The organism is Nostoc sp. FACHB-280 (assembly GCF_014697615.1).
Classification (GTDB): Bacteria; Cyanobacteriota; Cyanobacteriia; order Cyanobacteriales; family Nostocaceae; genus Nostoc_B.
The window spans coordinates 42,625-59,217 of the sequence record NZ_JACJSD010000026.1 but is presented as its reverse complement, the minus strand read 5'-3'; the positions used below and the strand labels follow the sequence as shown (position 1 = coordinate 59,217).

Annotated in this window: 13 protein-coding genes; 10 read left to right on the top strand and 3 right to left on the bottom strand. The window is 38.5% G+C overall.

The annotated features are described in order from the left end of the window. Positions 1-115: 115 nt before the first annotated feature. Complete coding sequence (locus H6G75_RS19090; protein WP_190981580.1) at positions 116-2,293, bottom strand: tyrosine-protein kinase domain-containing protein; 2,178 nt, start codon at positions 2,291-2,293, stop codon at positions 116-118. Between the two features lie 714 nt (positions 2,294-3,007). Beyond that, positions 3,008-3,454 (bottom strand): hypothetical protein, encoded by a 447-nt coding sequence (locus H6G75_RS19085; protein ID WP_190981579.1) that lies wholly within the window; start codon positions 3,452-3,454, stop codon positions 3,008-3,010. 127 nt (positions 3,455-3,581) lie between these two features. Between H6G75_RS19085 and petN the strand changes: the two genes are divergently transcribed. The 7 genes from petN to H6G75_RS19050 all read left to right on the top strand — a co-directional run bounded on the left by petN (position 3,582) and on the right by H6G75_RS19050 (position 12,250). Next, on the top strand, positions 3,582-3,671 hold the full coding sequence (gene petN / locus H6G75_RS19080; protein WP_083468698.1) for a cytochrome b6-f complex subunit PetN: 90 nt from the start codon (positions 3,582-3,584) through the stop codon (positions 3,669-3,671). 7 nt (positions 3,672-3,678) lie between these two features. Continuing rightward, positions 3,679-3,840, top strand: a complete 162-nt coding sequence (locus tag H6G75_RS19075; protein ID WP_190590647.1) for a hypothetical protein — start codon at positions 3,679-3,681, stop codon at positions 3,838-3,840. 587 nt (positions 3,841-4,427) lie between these two features. After that, on the top strand, positions 4,428-7,532 hold the full coding sequence (locus H6G75_RS19070; protein WP_190981578.1) for a GAF domain-containing protein: 3,105 nt from the start codon (positions 4,428-4,430) through the stop codon (positions 7,530-7,532). A gap of 116 nt (positions 7,533-7,648) precedes the next feature. Beyond that, the gene (locus tag H6G75_RS19065) at positions 7,649-9,397 is read left to right on the top strand and encodes an RluA family pseudouridine synthase (protein WP_190981577.1); all 1,749 of its coding nucleotides are present in this window, start codon (positions 7,649-7,651) and stop codon (positions 9,395-9,397) included. 82 nt (positions 9,398-9,479) lie between these two features. After that, a complete protein-coding gene (locus H6G75_RS19060; protein WP_190981576.1) occupies positions 9,480-10,526 on the top strand; it encodes an aldo/keto reductase in 1,047 nt (348 codons plus the stop codon). Between the two features lie 178 nt (positions 10,527-10,704). Then, positions 10,705-11,268 (top strand): DNA starvation/stationary phase protection protein Dps, encoded by a 564-nt coding sequence (dps, locus tag H6G75_RS19055; protein WP_190981575.1) that lies wholly within the window; start codon positions 10,705-10,707, stop codon positions 11,266-11,268. 265 nt (positions 11,269-11,533) lie between these two features. Further along, positions 11,534-12,250 (top strand): pirin family protein, encoded by a 717-nt coding sequence (locus H6G75_RS19050; RefSeq protein WP_190981574.1) that lies wholly within the window; start codon positions 11,534-11,536, stop codon positions 12,248-12,250. 338 nt (positions 12,251-12,588) lie between these two features. On the opposite strand, the gene H6G75_RS19045 is transcribed toward H6G75_RS19050, so the two are convergent. Next, positions 12,589-13,473 (bottom strand): pirin family protein, encoded by an 885-nt coding sequence (locus tag H6G75_RS19045; protein WP_190981573.1) that lies wholly within the window; start codon positions 13,471-13,473, stop codon positions 12,589-12,591. Between the two features lie 251 nt (positions 13,474-13,724). Here H6G75_RS19045 and H6G75_RS19040 point away from each other — a divergent pair, with 251 nt between their 5' ends. The 3 genes from H6G75_RS19040 (at position 13,725) to H6G75_RS19030 (ending at position 15,950) form a co-directional block, all read left to right on the top strand. Further along, positions 13,725-14,537 (top strand): radical SAM protein, encoded by an 813-nt coding sequence (locus H6G75_RS19040; protein WP_190981572.1) that lies wholly within the window; start codon positions 13,725-13,727, stop codon positions 14,535-14,537. 412 nt (positions 14,538-14,949) lie between these two features. Then, positions 14,950-15,237, top strand: coding sequence for a Mo-dependent nitrogenase C-terminal domain-containing protein (locus H6G75_RS19035; RefSeq protein WP_190981571.1), 288 nt, complete (start codon positions 14,950-14,952; stop codon positions 15,235-15,237). A 146-nt stretch (positions 15,238-15,383) separates the two neighbouring features. Then, complete coding sequence (locus H6G75_RS19030) at positions 15,384-15,950, top strand: 3'-5' exonuclease (RefSeq protein WP_190981570.1); 567 nt, start codon at positions 15,384-15,386, stop codon at positions 15,948-15,950. Positions 15,951-16,593 lie beyond the last annotated feature (643 nt).

The following is a 16,593-nucleotide window of genomic DNA, read 5'->3' as shown; positions in this document are numbered from 1 at the left end:
AAGATGAGACAGTTCTCCAACATAGGAGGTTGCCGCCTCCTATCAATTATGCAATGTATTTTTAGTGGGCAACCAAAAAAGCACAAGGCAGAAAATTCATGGTAAATGACTACAATTAAACCTGCTGATGGCTCCTTACGCCATTAGCGATAATACCAATTAAATTTAAATGGCTCAAAATTTCTTGAGCTTGCATTAAATCACCTTGAGTTAGTTGACCCATTCGCCCTACCATAACAATTTCATGGCAATATCCAGCTAAAATTCTCGCATCGGCTGTACCTAAAATTGGTGGTGCATCAACTAACACTAAGTCATAGCTTTGCTCAAATCGCTTGATCAGTTCTTTCATCCGCTGAGAACTCAGTAATCTGATAGTATCATCTGGTTTTGGCCCAGCAGTCAAAACATCAATTAACGGGTGAACTGGCTGGATGTAATTATGAATGTGATTGCTTGTTTCATCCAGCAATAATAAAGATAAACCCCAATCATTAGATAATTGCAGCATTTTATGTAAATGGGGATACCGCAAATTGGCATCAATTAAGAGAATGCGTCGGTGCATTCTTGCTGCACTAGCCGCCAATCCAAGTAAAACAGTTGTCTTTCCTTCACCTGATAAAGCAGAAGTAAACATCAAAGATTTAAAAGGCAAAGGAGACTTAGATATTTGCAGATTTTGATAGAGAATATCTAAGGTTTCATGACAAGGCAACCAACTGTCAGTTTCGGTAAAATTAGAAGCAATGTTGCGTTGTTTATGACCTGAAAGATTTGGTAGCCATTTTGTCAATCCTCTGGGTGCTAGTTTCGGTACAGAACCTAGTAACCGTAAATTGGTGGACTGCTGTAATTCTTTTGTGGAATAAATGGTGCGGGTAAACATTCCCCAACTTAAGGCGATCGCAATTCCTAAAATTGGACTCAGTACGACACCTCCTAACAACAGTGATAATCTGTTAATTCCTATGAGTTTACCTAAACTTGGTTCTTCTAATACCTCCCATGCCAAACCACCTTGGGCAATTTTCAAACCCAAAGATTGCTGTGCTTGTAATAGTTGTTCAAGCTGCTTACGTTTAGCCTGTACTTCTGGCAATAAACGGTTATATTGTGCCAATAAACTGGGGTATTGACTAAATTCAAATCTGAGTTTTTGTTCGGTTTCAGCTAAACTCTTTTCATTGGCGACTAGCCCTAAAGCTGTGGTTTGGACTTGAATTAACTCTTGTAATAATTGCGGATCAGCACCATCGGTTTGTGCTGCGCTATCAGTAGATTGCTTGATGTCTGTTAATAATTGATTTGATTCTCTTTTTAAAAGCAGCAACTGATTCTGGCGTTGTTCTTTCAGTTGTTGGATTATAGGAGACTCATTGGTATAACGTTTCTGCTCTTTAGCTAAAGCAAGTTCCGTCTTTTTAAAATCATCCAAGAGTGTTTGGTAACTACTTGATTGATTTAACCGAGCCGCTATTCTGGCTTTGTGTGATGAAGTCGCAACTTCTTGTTGTAAGTTATTATAGCGGGCTTGGACATCTTGAATTTGGGCGCGGGTGATTTGTAGTTGCTGTTGTACCGTTGCCAAAGATTCAATCAAAATTTTGCTTTGTACTTCTGGGTCAAGTAGATTATGTTTCCGGCGAAAATGCTCTAAATTTTTTTCCGCTTGATTCACCTCTTTTTTCATTTGCGGGATACGAGCATTAATAAAAGCCAGACCTTTATTTAAACGCTCTTTTTGCTGTTGGATCTGATAATTTTGATAAACTTGCTGTAGTGCTTGTAGAACTTTCTGGCTTTTCACCGGATCTTCATCACTGAAGGTCACTTCTAATATTTGTAAAGGCTGATTATTAGAGATGATTTTTTCATCTAATTTGGTGATAGAAAGCTTTGCTTGCTTGCCATTAATATCTTCGATGGTAATATCTGGATATTCTGCCTTAAGTAAAGATACAGCTTCTGCAATGAGTTGGGGACTCAAAAGCATTTTCATCTGTGCTGTGTAGTCTAAAACTGATGAATTTAATCCCACAATCTCACTACCAGCAAAATCCATCATCCTACTACCTGTGGTTCCTGCATTTGCATCAGCAGTCACAAGCAATTGCATAGAACTTTGGTAATTAGTTTTAGTATTAATAGCAACTACACTAATTACAGACATCACCGCACAAGAAACACCTAATACTAAATAGCGACGACGACGCAAAATAGCAGAAACTTGTTTAATATTAAATTTTTGAAATGGTAAGTTTAGAGTAACTTGCTGTTGATTAAAAATCATTTTAGCCTCTACGAAATATTTACTTATTTAATCGATTCACTAGAATAAAATCCAGGAATATTTTTAGTGATCACAAAAATTTTTGATTTTTATCAAACAGGAAATCAAATTATGTTACTTATTTTGGTAGAGTTTTTGACACTTATAAATCTATTGATTCAATAAAAATATTTTTTGAGCGTAAATAATTCAAAAGCAATAGTCAATACTCTCGATAAATCTTCATTAGAAGCTACTAGTAAAAGTTTTGCTACAGCCAAGAATAATTTAAATTTCAATATACTGATAGTGATAAATAATGCTAGTATTACACTAGAAAAATATATTGCTGCCAGTTTGAGCTAACCCAAGTAAATAACAATACTTAGATAACTGACTCAAACATGAGTAAAATCAGCTCATTCTCAAATATCAGACTTGGTTTAGCTAGTTGAATTAACGCAAATATTCCATGTTAAATGTTAGAAAAATATCTTTTAAATAAAGTTAAACAGCACAATTATTTGTATATAAAAATATAGGAATTAGCTTAAAAAATATAACTAGTTAATAACCGTAGATGCGATTTTTAACTCGCAATCAAGAAAAAGAGTTACTTTTTAGCTGTTGTAACTCATGAGTTAAGTGAAAAATTCATAAACTTACAAGATTCTTCCTGGTAAACGCTGAGGTAGCGCGTATGAACAAAATTTGGCTCATAAATGTTGGATATCTTTACGTAGATGAAAAAGCTTTAACCCAGCCTAATTGAATAGCTTGATCTAAAACGATCGCAGCTACAATAAACCACAACACACTTTCACCTGCTAACACAACACCCGCCAAACTCCAGTCATGTTCTATCTGTGCTAACCCCCGCACTAAACCAAAAGCCATCATCCCGCCAGCTTTGAGTTGCGGATTTTGGTCTTGGCGAATGATATAGCGATAAGTGACACCAAACAGTAAACCAGAGAAAGTGGCGATCGCCCAACTCATCAACAACTGCCAATCCCACTTCACTTGTAAACTGGTCAATATCTCAAAATATCTTGCCAACACCAGAGTATTGAGTAAACTTGTCATCAAGCAAATAACACCCAGCAATAAACCGCCAATTATCCCGGCTTTGAGAGACTCTAAGCGTTCAGCCATTAGTAGTGGATCGGAAATTCTGTTCATTGTCTCAATAAGAAGTAGGGAGTTGGGAGTGGGGAGAATCTGATTCAGACTTCAGACTTCCTCGTATCCAGTTGCAGGTATGATAAATATTAGAGACCTTTTGTAATGATTTGCCAAATTTAAGACTATGGGAATTTTGACATTGGGATGGGTATCACTGTTAGTTGTGTTCACTTGGTCGATCGCAATGGTAGTTTGGGGACGCAACGGACTATAGGGGAATCGTGGAAAGTCCATTTCTGAGTATTCTGGCATTACTGGCGTTAGTACTGTTAATCGCAGTTACTGGTGGCGTTGGCTACTTAACCTTGGCAGATTGGCGCGATCGCCGTCTTCGGGAAGTCGAAAAACGCGAACAGCGCCGCGCATCGCCCAAAAAGCGATAATGCGATCGCAGTTGAATTATTTTCTTACAGGAATGCGATATTAGCGATCGCATTCCTGTCTTGTTTGTAGATATTTTAAAGCAAACAGCAATTATAAAAAATTTTAACTATTTGATTTGATATCAATCAAAACTTCTTTACTAGCCTCAACATCAACTAATATACGTTTTAATTTTTATGCTGTACTTACTATCATTATTTATCAATTAATTGGTTAAATTAACATAAAATCTAGAAGCATCTATTTTGATTTTTAAGTTATCTGTGTATTTTAAGATGAGGAATCTGTAAAGATTACTTTTTAGAGATAAAAATTCTTTTATAAATGAAATAAGAGTCTTATAATAAGTCATATTAGGTAATGAAACCAAAGCATAAATTAAACTGTCTATTAGTTAGAATCCAAAAAGTATAATTTCCTTCATCAATCCAGAGTTAATCAACTTATCTCTTACTGAGTAACTTTTAATTTACGTAAATTATCATAAATGAATTTAGCTATAAATCAAATTTTTGACTGTTATCTTTCTTAGAAATTAGGGAATTCTACAATAGAAGACTTTCAATATTTTAAAGTCCTAGCAGGAATGGAAAACTCTTACATCATAAAATCAAATTCACAACAAACAGAATATCAATCAGAAAATCCTTTCTCCCTAGTTCAGAGTGAGAAGCAAAAGGCCTTATCTGGAGTTATTGCTCGGATTCGAGAAACTTTAGATATAGATACCATATTTAAAATTACAGTTACGGAAGTTCGACAATTACTCAAAACTGATCGTGTGGGTGTGTTTCGTTTTTATCCTGAGTTGGGATGGGAAGGAGAATTCATCTATGAAGATGTCGGTTCCGAATGGGTTTCAGCACTATCAGCTAAACTACGTGATCACTGCTTTGCTGCGGAATTTGCCGGACTGTATCAGGAAGGGCGAATTCATGCAATAGCAGATATATATCAAGCTAGTGTGAGCGATTGCCATGTCGAGATTTTAGAGCGATTTCAAGTCCGGGCTAACATTGCAGCCGCCTTAATGAAAGGCAAAGATTTATGGGGATTATTATGTATTCATCAATGTAGTAACCCTCGCCAATGGGAAGAATCAGAAATTGAGTTTGTGCAACTTATCGCCGCACATTTAGGAGTTGCCTTACAGCAAGCCGATTATCTCGAACAAGTAAAAATACAATCAACACAACTAGCACAAGCACAAGCCAGGGCAAAAGCAGCCGAATGGCAAAGAACCATTGCTATCACCGTTGAAAAAATTCGTCAGTCTTTAGATTTAGACAGCATTTTCCGCACCAGTACAGTAGAAATCAGACAACTGCTAAATGCGGATCGCGTCGCTATTTATCGCTTTAATCCTGATTGGAGTGGTGAATTTATCTTTGAATCAGTAGCAGAAGGTTGGATTTCGCTGATTGATGAACAGTCAAATCAACCACAATTAAAAGAAAATGTCAGCGAGTGTAGCGTTAAAGATTTAGCCGAAACCCCCATCATGGATACGTATTTACAAGATACGGAAGGGGGGATGTTTGCCAGAAGTGAAGTATATCGTATTTGTTGTGATATTTATGATTATGGTTTCACCGACTGTTACATCAAACTCTTAGAAAGCTATCAAGCCAGAGCTTATGTGATTATTGCCATTTACCACGGTCAAAAGCTGTGGGGTTTATTGGCAGTGTATCAAAACTCAGGTCGCCGTGATTGGCAAGAAGATGAAGTCTACTTACTCACCCAAGTTAGTACTCAACTAGGTGTCGCTTTACAACAAGCAGAATTTTTACAACAAATGCAGCTGCAAGCAGCAGAACTGAGTAAAGCTGCTGAACGTCAAAGGGCGCTGGCAAATACAGTTGAAAAAATTCGCCAATCTCTAGATATTGACGCAATTTTTAAAACCACTACCCAAGAAGTAAGAAGACTGTTGGATGTGGAAAGAGTCGCAATTTATCGCTTTTACCCTGACTGGAGTGGTGAATTTGTCGCTGATTCGATTGTGGATGGTTGGACACCAGTTGTTAAACCCCAGCCAGTTACAGAACGTGTCTTATTAAAAGAAACCCAAGCAGGCAAATATCCTCGTCATGAAGTATTTGTGCCAATATCCCAAGGTGAAAAGTTATGGGGATTGTTAGTAGCTTATCAAAACTCCCAGCCTCGTTATTGGCAAGATGAAGAAATCAACTTACTCGCCCAGGTTGGCATACAGTTAGGAGTCGCTTTACAGCAAGCAGAAGCTTTAAAACAAGTACAGTTGCAAGCTGAACAACTAGCAAAAGCAGCTGAACGCGAACGCAAAGCCGCCCAAAGAGAAAAAGCCTTGGCCACTACAGTCGAAAAAATTCGGCAATCTCTGGACTTGAACACTATTTTTGTCACCAGTACCAAAGAAGTGCAGAGGTTGTTAGAAGTAGATCAGGTGACAATTTATCGTTTTCGTCCTGATTGGAGTGGCGAATTTGTGGCTGAGTCAGCAGCCCCAGGTTGGGCTTCAGTCCGCAAACTTTTAAGTGTGATTGCCAATGACTACTTACAAACAACCCAAGGCGGAGATTTTGCAAAAGGACACACTTTAGTAGTCAGAGATATTTATAACAATCAAGAGGCTCATAAATATATATCTTTGAGTCAATTGATGGAAGCACGTTCTTATATGATTGTGCCGATTTTCCAAGGTGATAAACTTTGGGGATTACTAGCGGCTTATCACAACACCGCCGCTCGCAATTGGAAAGAAGATGAAATCGATTTATTAGTACAAATTGGTAATCAATTAGGTGTCGGACTCCAGCAAGCAGAATTATTAGAACAAACTCAAAGGCAAAAAGAAGAACTCAGGCAAACTCTCCAAGAGTTACAGCAAACTCAAAGCCAATTAATTCAAAGTGAAAAAATGGCTGGTTTAGGTCAATTAGTTGCAGGCATAGCCCACGAAATTAATAACCCCATCAGTTTTATTTTTGGCAATATTTCTTATTTACACGACTATACTGAAGACTTACTCACATTGCTGAGTATGTATCAGAAACATTATCCCAAAGCCAAAGCCGAAATTAGAGAATTTGGCGAAAAAATAGATGTAGATTTTATTACTAATGATTTGCCTAAGATGCTCAATTCCATGACAATGGGAGCGGATAGAATTTCGCAGTTAGTTTTATCTTTACGCACCTTTGCTAGATTGGATGAAGCAGAAAAAAAACCTGTTGATTTGCATGAAGGAATTGAAAGTACTTTGTTGATTCTGCAACATCGACTGCAAGCAAATGATAATTCTTCAGGAATTGAAGTTATGAAGGAATATAGTGAATTACCCCGTGTGGTTTGCTATGCGGCGCAGATGAATCAGGTGTTTATGAATATTCTCAATAATGCTATTGATGCGCTAGAAGAGGCTGTGACCAATGGCAAAATTATAGATAATCCAACAATTTGGATTCAAACAAAAGTTACAGAAGAGAATACTATTCAAATAAAAATTGCCGACAATGGTTGTGGTATTCCTCATCATCTGCGATCGCGCATTTTTGAACCATTCTTTACCACCAAACAACCAGGACAAGGTACAGGGTTAGGTTTATCCATCAGCTACCAAATTGTTGTAGATAAACATGGTGGCAACATTAAGTGTGTTTCTCCAGCAGGAAAGGGTTGTGAAATGTTAATTGAAATTCCTTTGTAAGTATGTTGGTACTCCTAACCGCACCAGATGGGCTAGAAGCCCATCCCACAAGAGATTTTTATAAATTAGCGGTGTCAGTCCACTACTGAAGATTTACTTTATAAATTGTCTCTTAAATGCTTGACTGTTCGCTGCTTTCGCCAATTTCAGATTTTATTGACTGTAATTTTGCAGTCAATAAACTTACTCCTAACTATTACTATGAAGGGCATTGTCCCCAAACAGGCGAACTGCTGAGATTACCCCGTACTGCTTTAATAGAAGCAATTGCCCGTGGCTTAATGAACTATCTCGCTAGGGATGAGCGTTATGCCAGCGAAGGTAAAATGTATGGTGTTTTATTAGTTGAATTGCCCAGTGGCGAACAAAAAGTTATTCAAGCTTTTTCAGGATTATTAAACGGTCAAAGTGTTGTTGAAGGCTGGGTTCCGCCAATTCCCGGAAGAGAAGCAGTTGCTTTATCAGAGACTGAGACTTTAGCAAAATTAGAGGCAATTAAACAAGAAATTATTGCTTTACAACAATTACCAGAACGACGGCAGTATGAAATATTATCTGCTGAATTTGTACAGCAATTGCAAGTCATGAGCGATCGCCATCGTGAATGCAGATATCAACGCCAAGCCCAACGTCAAATACTGGGTGAAATACTCACAGGCGAAGTTCTCACCACTGCACTTACAGAACTTGACGAAGCCAGTCGCAAAGATGGGATTGAACGGCGACAACTCAAACGTCAGCAAGATACAGTTTTACAGCCACTTCAACAATTAATTACCGCCGCAGATACCAAAATCAGGGAATTAAAACAACAGCGTAAAACCTTATCTCGTCAACTCCAAGCCGAAATGCACGCCGCTTACTCGCTGATGAATTTTTTCGGTCAGTCTCTCACCTTACAACAATTAATGCCGGATGGTTTACCCACGGGTACGGGCGACTGTTGCGCCCCAAAGTTATTGCATTACGCCGCCAGCAATCATCTTAAACCTTTAGCAATGGCGGAATTTTGGTGGGGGAAATCTTCAGGCGACAAAGTTCAGGGGGAATTTTATGAAGCTTGTGCAGAACGCTGTCAGCCGTTAATGGGGTTTTTGCTGTCGGGTATGAAACCTAACCCCCCACTGACGAATGTAGGTTTTTTACAATCTTTTAGGAAATGGGAGGAGGGAGACAGGGGAGACAAGGGAGACAAGGGAGACAGGGGAGACAGGGGAGACAGGGGAGACAAGGGAGACAAGGGAGAAAAAATTATTTATCAAGACGAATGGCTAATTGCTGTGAATAAACCTGCGGGACTGTTATCTGTTCCTGGGCGTTATCGTGACACCCAAGATAGTGTGCTGAGTCGTTTGCGGAATTTGTTAGCTGATGGGATGAATCTTGTACCTGTGCATCGCTTGGATCAGGAGACTTCTGGTATTTTGTTGATAGCACGCGATCGCAATACACACTCTTACCTCAGTCAACAATTCCAACAGCGACAGGTGCAGAAAGTCTATGAAGCAATTCTGGCAGGTGCGGTGACTCAAAATCAAGGTGTGATTGAATTACCACTTTGGGGAAATCCGCAAAATCGTCCTTATCAACAAGTTGATTGGCAATATGGTAAACCTAGTGTCACTCAGTTTCAGGTAATTGCCAAAGAAGGCGAATACACCCGTGTAGAATTTATCCCCCTCACGGGACGCACTCATCAGTTACGGGTTCATGCAGCCGTAGGATTAGGCGTGGTAATATTGGGCGATCGCTTTTATGGATGTACTGCTGGTGCAAATCGTTTACATCTCCACGCCAGGGAAATCAGCTTTTATCATCCCCCATTAGCCAAAACTCTTCATTTTCAAGCAACAACACCTTTCTAAGTCAGCGTCATCTACCATTGGTCAATTGTTACTGGTAATTTTTCACTGCTAAGGTAATTAAAAACTACCAATTGCGAGTGATATGAGATACAAACTCTTAGGCAAAAGTGGGTTGAGAGTTTCGGAACTCTGCTTGGGAACGATGACTTTTGGTGAAGACTGGGGTTGGGGTGCTTCTGTTGATGAAAGTCGGAGAATTTTTGAGACTTTTACAGCAGCAGGTGGGAATTTTATTGATACTGCTAATGGTTACACCAATGGTAGTAGTGAAAAAATCGTTGGTGAATTAATTGCTCAAGACAGAGAACGTTTTGTAGTTGCAACTAAATATTCTTTTCCGACGCGGATAGGAGAAAATACAGGTAATCCCAATGGTAGTGGCAACCATCGCAAGAATTTGGTGCAATCTTTAGAAGGTAGCCTCAAAAGACTGAATACAGACTATATTGATTTATTTTGGTTACATGCTTGGGATTTTACCACTCCGATTGAGGAGGTGATGCGATCGCTTGATGATGTGGTTAGGCAAGGTAAAGTTCTTTACATTGGTATTTCCGATGCACCAGCTTGGATTGTGGCTCAAGCTAATACTATCGCTCAATATCAAGGCTGGACACAGTTTGTCGCTTTACAGATTGAGTATAATTTAATTCAACGAACACCAGAGCGAGATTTGCTACCAATGGCTAAAGCCTTTGATTTAGCCGTTACACCTTGGTCGCCCTTAGCTGGTGGTGTGCTGACAGGTAAGTATAATAAGCCTCTGCAACCAGGAGAAGAACAAGGTAGATTGTCAAACCCAGCAATGGGTACTGTATCAGAACGCAGTATAGCGATCGCCCAAGTAGTGAGTCAAGTTGCTGCGGAAATTGGCGCTTCACCTTCGCAAGTTGCATTAGCTTGGTTACGCGCCCAAAGTGGTGTAATTATTCCCATTGTTGGCGCACGCAAACTCAGCCAATTTCAAGATAACTTGGCTTGTTTAGATATCACCTTATCGCCGGAACATCTGCAACGCCTCAACGAAGTGAGTCAAATTGAACTTGGTTTTCCCCATGACTTCTTGCAGATTATCCGCGATCGCTTGTTTGGTGGTACATTCAATGCGATCGACAAGCACCGCCTATAAAAAAGTACTGAGTGCTGAGTTAGGAATAAATACGCTGACTCAGCACTAATAACTGAGTATTCCCAAGAATAATCAAGATAATAAATCATTCGTGCGGAAAAACCATCTGTCTTTCGGAAGTTCCCCAAACTCCATCACTATTTGTAGACTCAATGTGTCGATCAAAAAACGTGGAACCATGAGCGACAATAAGCAGACATCCCGACTTTATCCCTCTCGTATTGATATTCCTGCCGAAGCACGTTCTCAAATCGTAGCCATTCTTAATCAAACATTGGCAGCTACCTTAGATTTGAAAACCCAGACAAAGCAAGCACACTGGAACGTCAAAGGTACAGACTTTTATCAGTTGCATGAATTGTTTGATGAGATTGCTGGCGAATTAGAAGAATACGTTGATATGGTGGCTGAACGTGTCACCGCTTTAGGTGGCTACGCTTTCGGAACAGCGAGACTAGCGGCTAGTAACTCCATCCTGCCAGAATATCCCCTAGATATTTTGGATGGTAAAGACCATGTAACAGCATTAGCCGACCGTTTTGCATCTTACGCTAAACATATCCGAGAAGCGATCGCTAAAACCGACGACTTAGGTGATGCAGATACCGCCGACCTTTACACCGAAATTTCTCGCACCATTGACAAACGACTGTGGTTCTTAGAAGCTCATCTACAAGTAGCAGCAATCAAAGCAGAGAATGGTTCTGCTGCTGCTGTTAAAACACCAGCGACAGTCAGATAAATCCTGGCAAATTTCATAGTATCCTTTTGGTAAGTACGCCACTTTTTAGTGCGTACTTTTCATTTTATAGGTAGATATTCTAATATTTAAATAAGTCGAAAGGCAGCTAGATAAATCAAAATTCTCTCTGAGATTAATGATTAATTAGCAGTTAAAATCTAACGCGTCAATTTGGTAATTGCTTAACTGCATTAATTTGCATATTTCTGCACACAAGAATATTAATTATTTAGATTCCCAAAACTAAATCAACTGAGGTGGATTTATGTCTCAAAATACAATTAACTATCTAATTCATGATCGAAATAATCGCGGTCGTAGCCAAATTGGCTGGCTAGATAGCTTCCATACATTTTCCTTCAGCCATTTTTACGATCCCAATCGGATGGGATTCCGTTCTCTGCGCGTGATTAACGACGATCGCATTGCGCCTGGTGCGGGTTTTCCTACCCACGGACATCGAGATATGGAAATCCTCACTTATGTTCTATCTGGCGCTGTGGAGCATAAAGATAGTTTAGGTACAGGCTCAGTCATTCGTCCTGGTGATGCTCAAATTATGAGTGCGGGTACAGGAATTATGCACAGCGAGTTTAACCCCTCACCCACAGAACCACTCCACCTACTGCAAATTTGGATTCTACCAGATGAGCAAGGCTTGGCTCCCAGATATGAACAAAAAGCATTTCCTGTAGAAGAAAAACGCGGTCAATTACGCCTAATCGCCGCCAAAGACGGACGTGACGGCGCGGTGACAATTCATCAAGATGTAGATTTATACACCTCTGTTTTAGAAAGTGGTGATGTGGTGAATTATCATCTGAAACGCGATCGCTATGCTTGGTTGCAAATAGCTCAAGGTATAGCCACACTGAACGGCGAAGAACTCAGAGCCGGCGATGGTGTACAAATCAGTGGCGAAGAAAAACTTGAAATCAGCACCAACCTGAGTGCAGAAATTCTCCTATTTGATTTAGGTTGATAGGACTTACGCACCAAGGTTAAAAATGGGTGTAAGGGTGAAATCAAGTCAAAAGTTAAAAGTTAAAAGTCAAAATTAACATCCCCTTACTTTTGAATTTTGAATTCACCTTAGAGGTATGGGGTGTAAGGGTTTTGAACACCTACATCCTGGTTACTGAGCGAAGTCGAAGTACACACCAATACCCCTTAGGGATTTCCAAGAAATAAATTATCCAATCTTGTGGGGTGGGCTTCTAGCCCGCCCTTGGCTAGGGGCGGACAAGATGTCCACCCCACAAGAAAAATTGTATGTTTTTTTATTTGGAAGTCCCTTACACCCCTATTTTTCTTGAGAATCTACAAAGGATTAGCCTCTGTTACAACTTCTGGTAGAGGAATAAACTCTGTTTCATTCGGCACATTGGCAAAATGCTTATCACGCCAATCTGCTTTTGCTTGTTCTATGCGTTCTGGTCGGCTAGAAACAAAATTCCACCATTTGTAACGTTTACCCAACGGCTCACCACCAATCACAATACATCGAGCCGCAGTATTAGCAGAAACTTTTACTTTACTATCAGGCTCTAGAATAGCAAGACGATATGGTTCTAGTGGTTCATCATTAATACTCAGCCCTTCAGTCACGCTGTATACTGCTCTTTCAGAATAACCAGTCGGGACAGTAAAGTTAGCATTAACAGAAAGTACTACATCTAAATAGAGGATAGGAGAAAACACCTTTACAGGTGAGGTATAACCAGAAGCTTCTCCCGCAATTAGTTTGATGACAGCGCCATTTTCTGACCAACTGGGGAGAGTTTCAGCAGTATAGTGAACAAACCAAGGGTCAATTTCTTCGTACTCAACAGGTAAAGCAATCCAAGTTTGAATACCATGAATTGTAACTTCATTGAAGCGGTCAAAGTCAGGCGATCGCTCTGAATGCACAATTCCCTTCCCCGCCGTCATCCAGTTAACTGCACCTGGTTGAATTTCTTGTACCACACCTAAACTATCACGGTGCATAATTGCACCATCAAATAAATAAGTCAGCGTTGCCAAATTAATATGAGGATGTGGCCGGACATCAATACCTTTGTTAGTAGGCAAAACAGAGGGGCCAAGATGATCAAAAAAAATAAACGGCCCGACCATTTGACGTTGAGGATATGGCAAACTACGGCGGGCAATAAACCCACCCAAATCTTTCACTTCTGGTTCAATTATTTGAAGTATTGCCATTTGTAATGGGGGGTAATTGGTAAATGCTGAAATTATTATATTTGATATATGCACATTAAGATACAAATATGGCAAGGAAGAGATATTGCTAAATAATTTTGCATTGCTATATATGGAGCATTTCAAAGTTTGCTAAAGGAATGTAAAAAAGATAAATCAAGTCAGTCTAATTGACATAACTTAATAGTTATAAATCAATTGAATTAGCTGATAACCTATAGTGAATACTCTAACTGTAGGTAGTGAAAAATATGGACGCAACGCAATCACTATCAAATCAAAGTTTTTCTGCTGTATATGGCCCTGTAAAATCTTGGCGATATGGAAAATCCCTAGGTATTGATCCTATTGGGATGGTATCAACTTGTTCCTTTAACTGTGTATACTGTCAATTGGGAAATATTCAAAAACATACGCATCAGCGACAGATTTTTGTCCCTACAAATCAAATACTTAGTGACTTACAAGCAATTAAAAACTGGGAAGATATTAATGTAGTTACTCTTAGTGGAAGTGGCGAACCTACTTTAGCCTTGAATTTAGCAGAAATTCTCACTGCTGTGAAAACAGTCGCCCAAAAACCAGTGATTGTTTTAACTAATAGTACTTTATTAGGCGATGATACAGTACGCAGTGCTTTGAAATGGGCAGATATTGTAGCAGTGAAACTAGATGCTATTTCTTCAAAGCAACTCCAACGAGTTAACCAACCTGTGGCGACAATAGATTTACCAAATATCCTCACAGGAATTGAGCAATTTCGCCAAGAATATAAGGGATATCTAGCTATACAAACGATGGTTTTATCTCTTTGGAAACCAGAGATTTTGCAAGATTATATTCAATTTATTCAACATCTTTTACCGGATGAAATTCAACTCAACACACCTTCTCGTCCACGCGTCTTAGTTAGACAGTTAGATGCTAGAGGTAATAATATCAAACCATCAAGTAATTATATTTGTCAGCAACTGCGGTGTGTAAGTCATGAGCAATTATCTGCGATCGCTCAAAAGATTTACAATATGACCAGAATTCCAGTGCGTTGTCCTGCTAGAACCTAAGCTAATCAACAATACAAAGCTGAAAATATTTTGTTAGTAGAATTGAGCAACTTTAAGTACTTAGTTTAAAATTAGCAAGTAATTCCCTCTCCTTTGTCTCCCTTGTCCTCCTTGTCTGTTGTTTTCACATATCAAATAGGACTGCTATAGGTGTATTTTCAAAATCTAATATGGTTCTATATTACTCATTTTTGCTATTGAGAATTAGCATGAATTACAGTATATATACGGGCGGCTGTTTCCTACTATTTTGCTATGTAACTCACTTCCTGAATTACTTCCTCAGCAATTTTACGGGATTAATACTTAAATTTTAAATATCCACAAAATAATCTGGTAATTATACTATGTTATTCTCAAAATATCCTTGTAACTTTAGAGGGGTGACAATGGACTAAAGGAAATTTCAGCTATGGGTTTATCCAATCAATTTCAAAAGAAGAGCGGCTTCTTAACCCAGCTACGTCATCAGCTTGATGTTTTAGAAATACGTAATGATCAACTTGCCAGAATTTTGTGTAAACTTATTCCTGCTCATTGTCCATTTGAGAGAACTGTATCAATTTTAGGGCGGACGCTGTTTCACATTCCACCTTTGTGCAAGTTAAATCCGTTTTATGAACAAGTAGTTAGTCTACGTTTTAAGTGTTTGATGTATTTGGCAGATGAATGCGGTGAAGATGTGACCAAATACTGTTAGATATGTAGTAATACCAAATTGATCTCAAGAAGTCTCGCATTCCTATTTAAGATGAGAACAAAAGAGACAAGGGAGACAAGATAGACAAGGCAGAGATATTTGTACATCATTTACGATTGCTATATTCTCTCAAAGTTTGCGGTGCAATGATGAACTTGAATCAGTATGATTACTTATTAGTACTTGATTTAGAAGCAACTTGTTGTAATCAAGGAACTATCAAACGGCATGAGATGGAAATCATTGAAATTGGAGCCGTGATGGTTGAGGCGCAGACTTTAACAATTATCGATGAGTTTCAAACCTTTATCAAGCCAGTTCGCTATCCTACACTGACTGAATTTTGTAAATCACTGACATCAATTACTCAGACACAGGTTGAACAAGCACCAGAATATCCCGAAGCGATCGCTATACTGAAAAAATGGTTATCTAATTACCCCAATGCTGTATTCGGTTCCTGGGGAGACTATGATCGCAACCAGTTTAAACAAGATAGCAAGTTTCACAATCTTCCTTTTCCGATTGCTTATCCTCACGTTAATCTCAAACAACAGTTTAGTGACAGCCAAGGGTTATCTAAGCGATACGGTATGGCAGAAGCATTAAAACTCGTCAATATAGAATTAAAAGGAACTCATCATCGTGGGATTGATGATGCGAAAAATATTGCTAAACTTTTGCCTTGGATTTTCAATCGCCAAAAATTATAGTTGGCTTTTTTACTAACATACATTGTTATTTAATAAACCTATCTTCAGATAGATGCCTTTTTAAATAAGCTAAAACAACCAATTAAATAAAAACTAAACAGTTCTCAAAAACAGCTTGTGTATCTTGGTTACAGGCTGTTTTTTAACTTTGTTCGCTTAAATTTTAAGTAAATATGTTTTATCATCCAATCAGATGACTACACAATTGATCATTAATGATTTGGTTAAGAAAAAATCACTATTTATTTGCTATCAGCCAGCTAATACTTAAGTATTCTAGTATCAGAATTACGTTGATTGCTAAAATATGCACATAATTATGATACTAAATTTAAATTTATCTTAAATTAATTTATTACATCAATCAAGACAAGTTATCTCAAATAAGATTCATTAAAATTATTACTAGCTCCATCTATTTATTAAATCCATTAAGTAATTTTTATCCTTTACAAGATAGATAAAATTTTGTTTTTATGTTGTCGCTCGTATATAAACCCTGAGTTTTAGATAGTTAGAATCTTATAAAGCGTAGAATTATTTTGACTTGTCAATCATTTTATAATTCCAGTAAATGCTCTGGATAAGACCTGAAGTTTTTGCTCAACCTCAAAAATATGACTTCTATCCAACTCAATTAAAG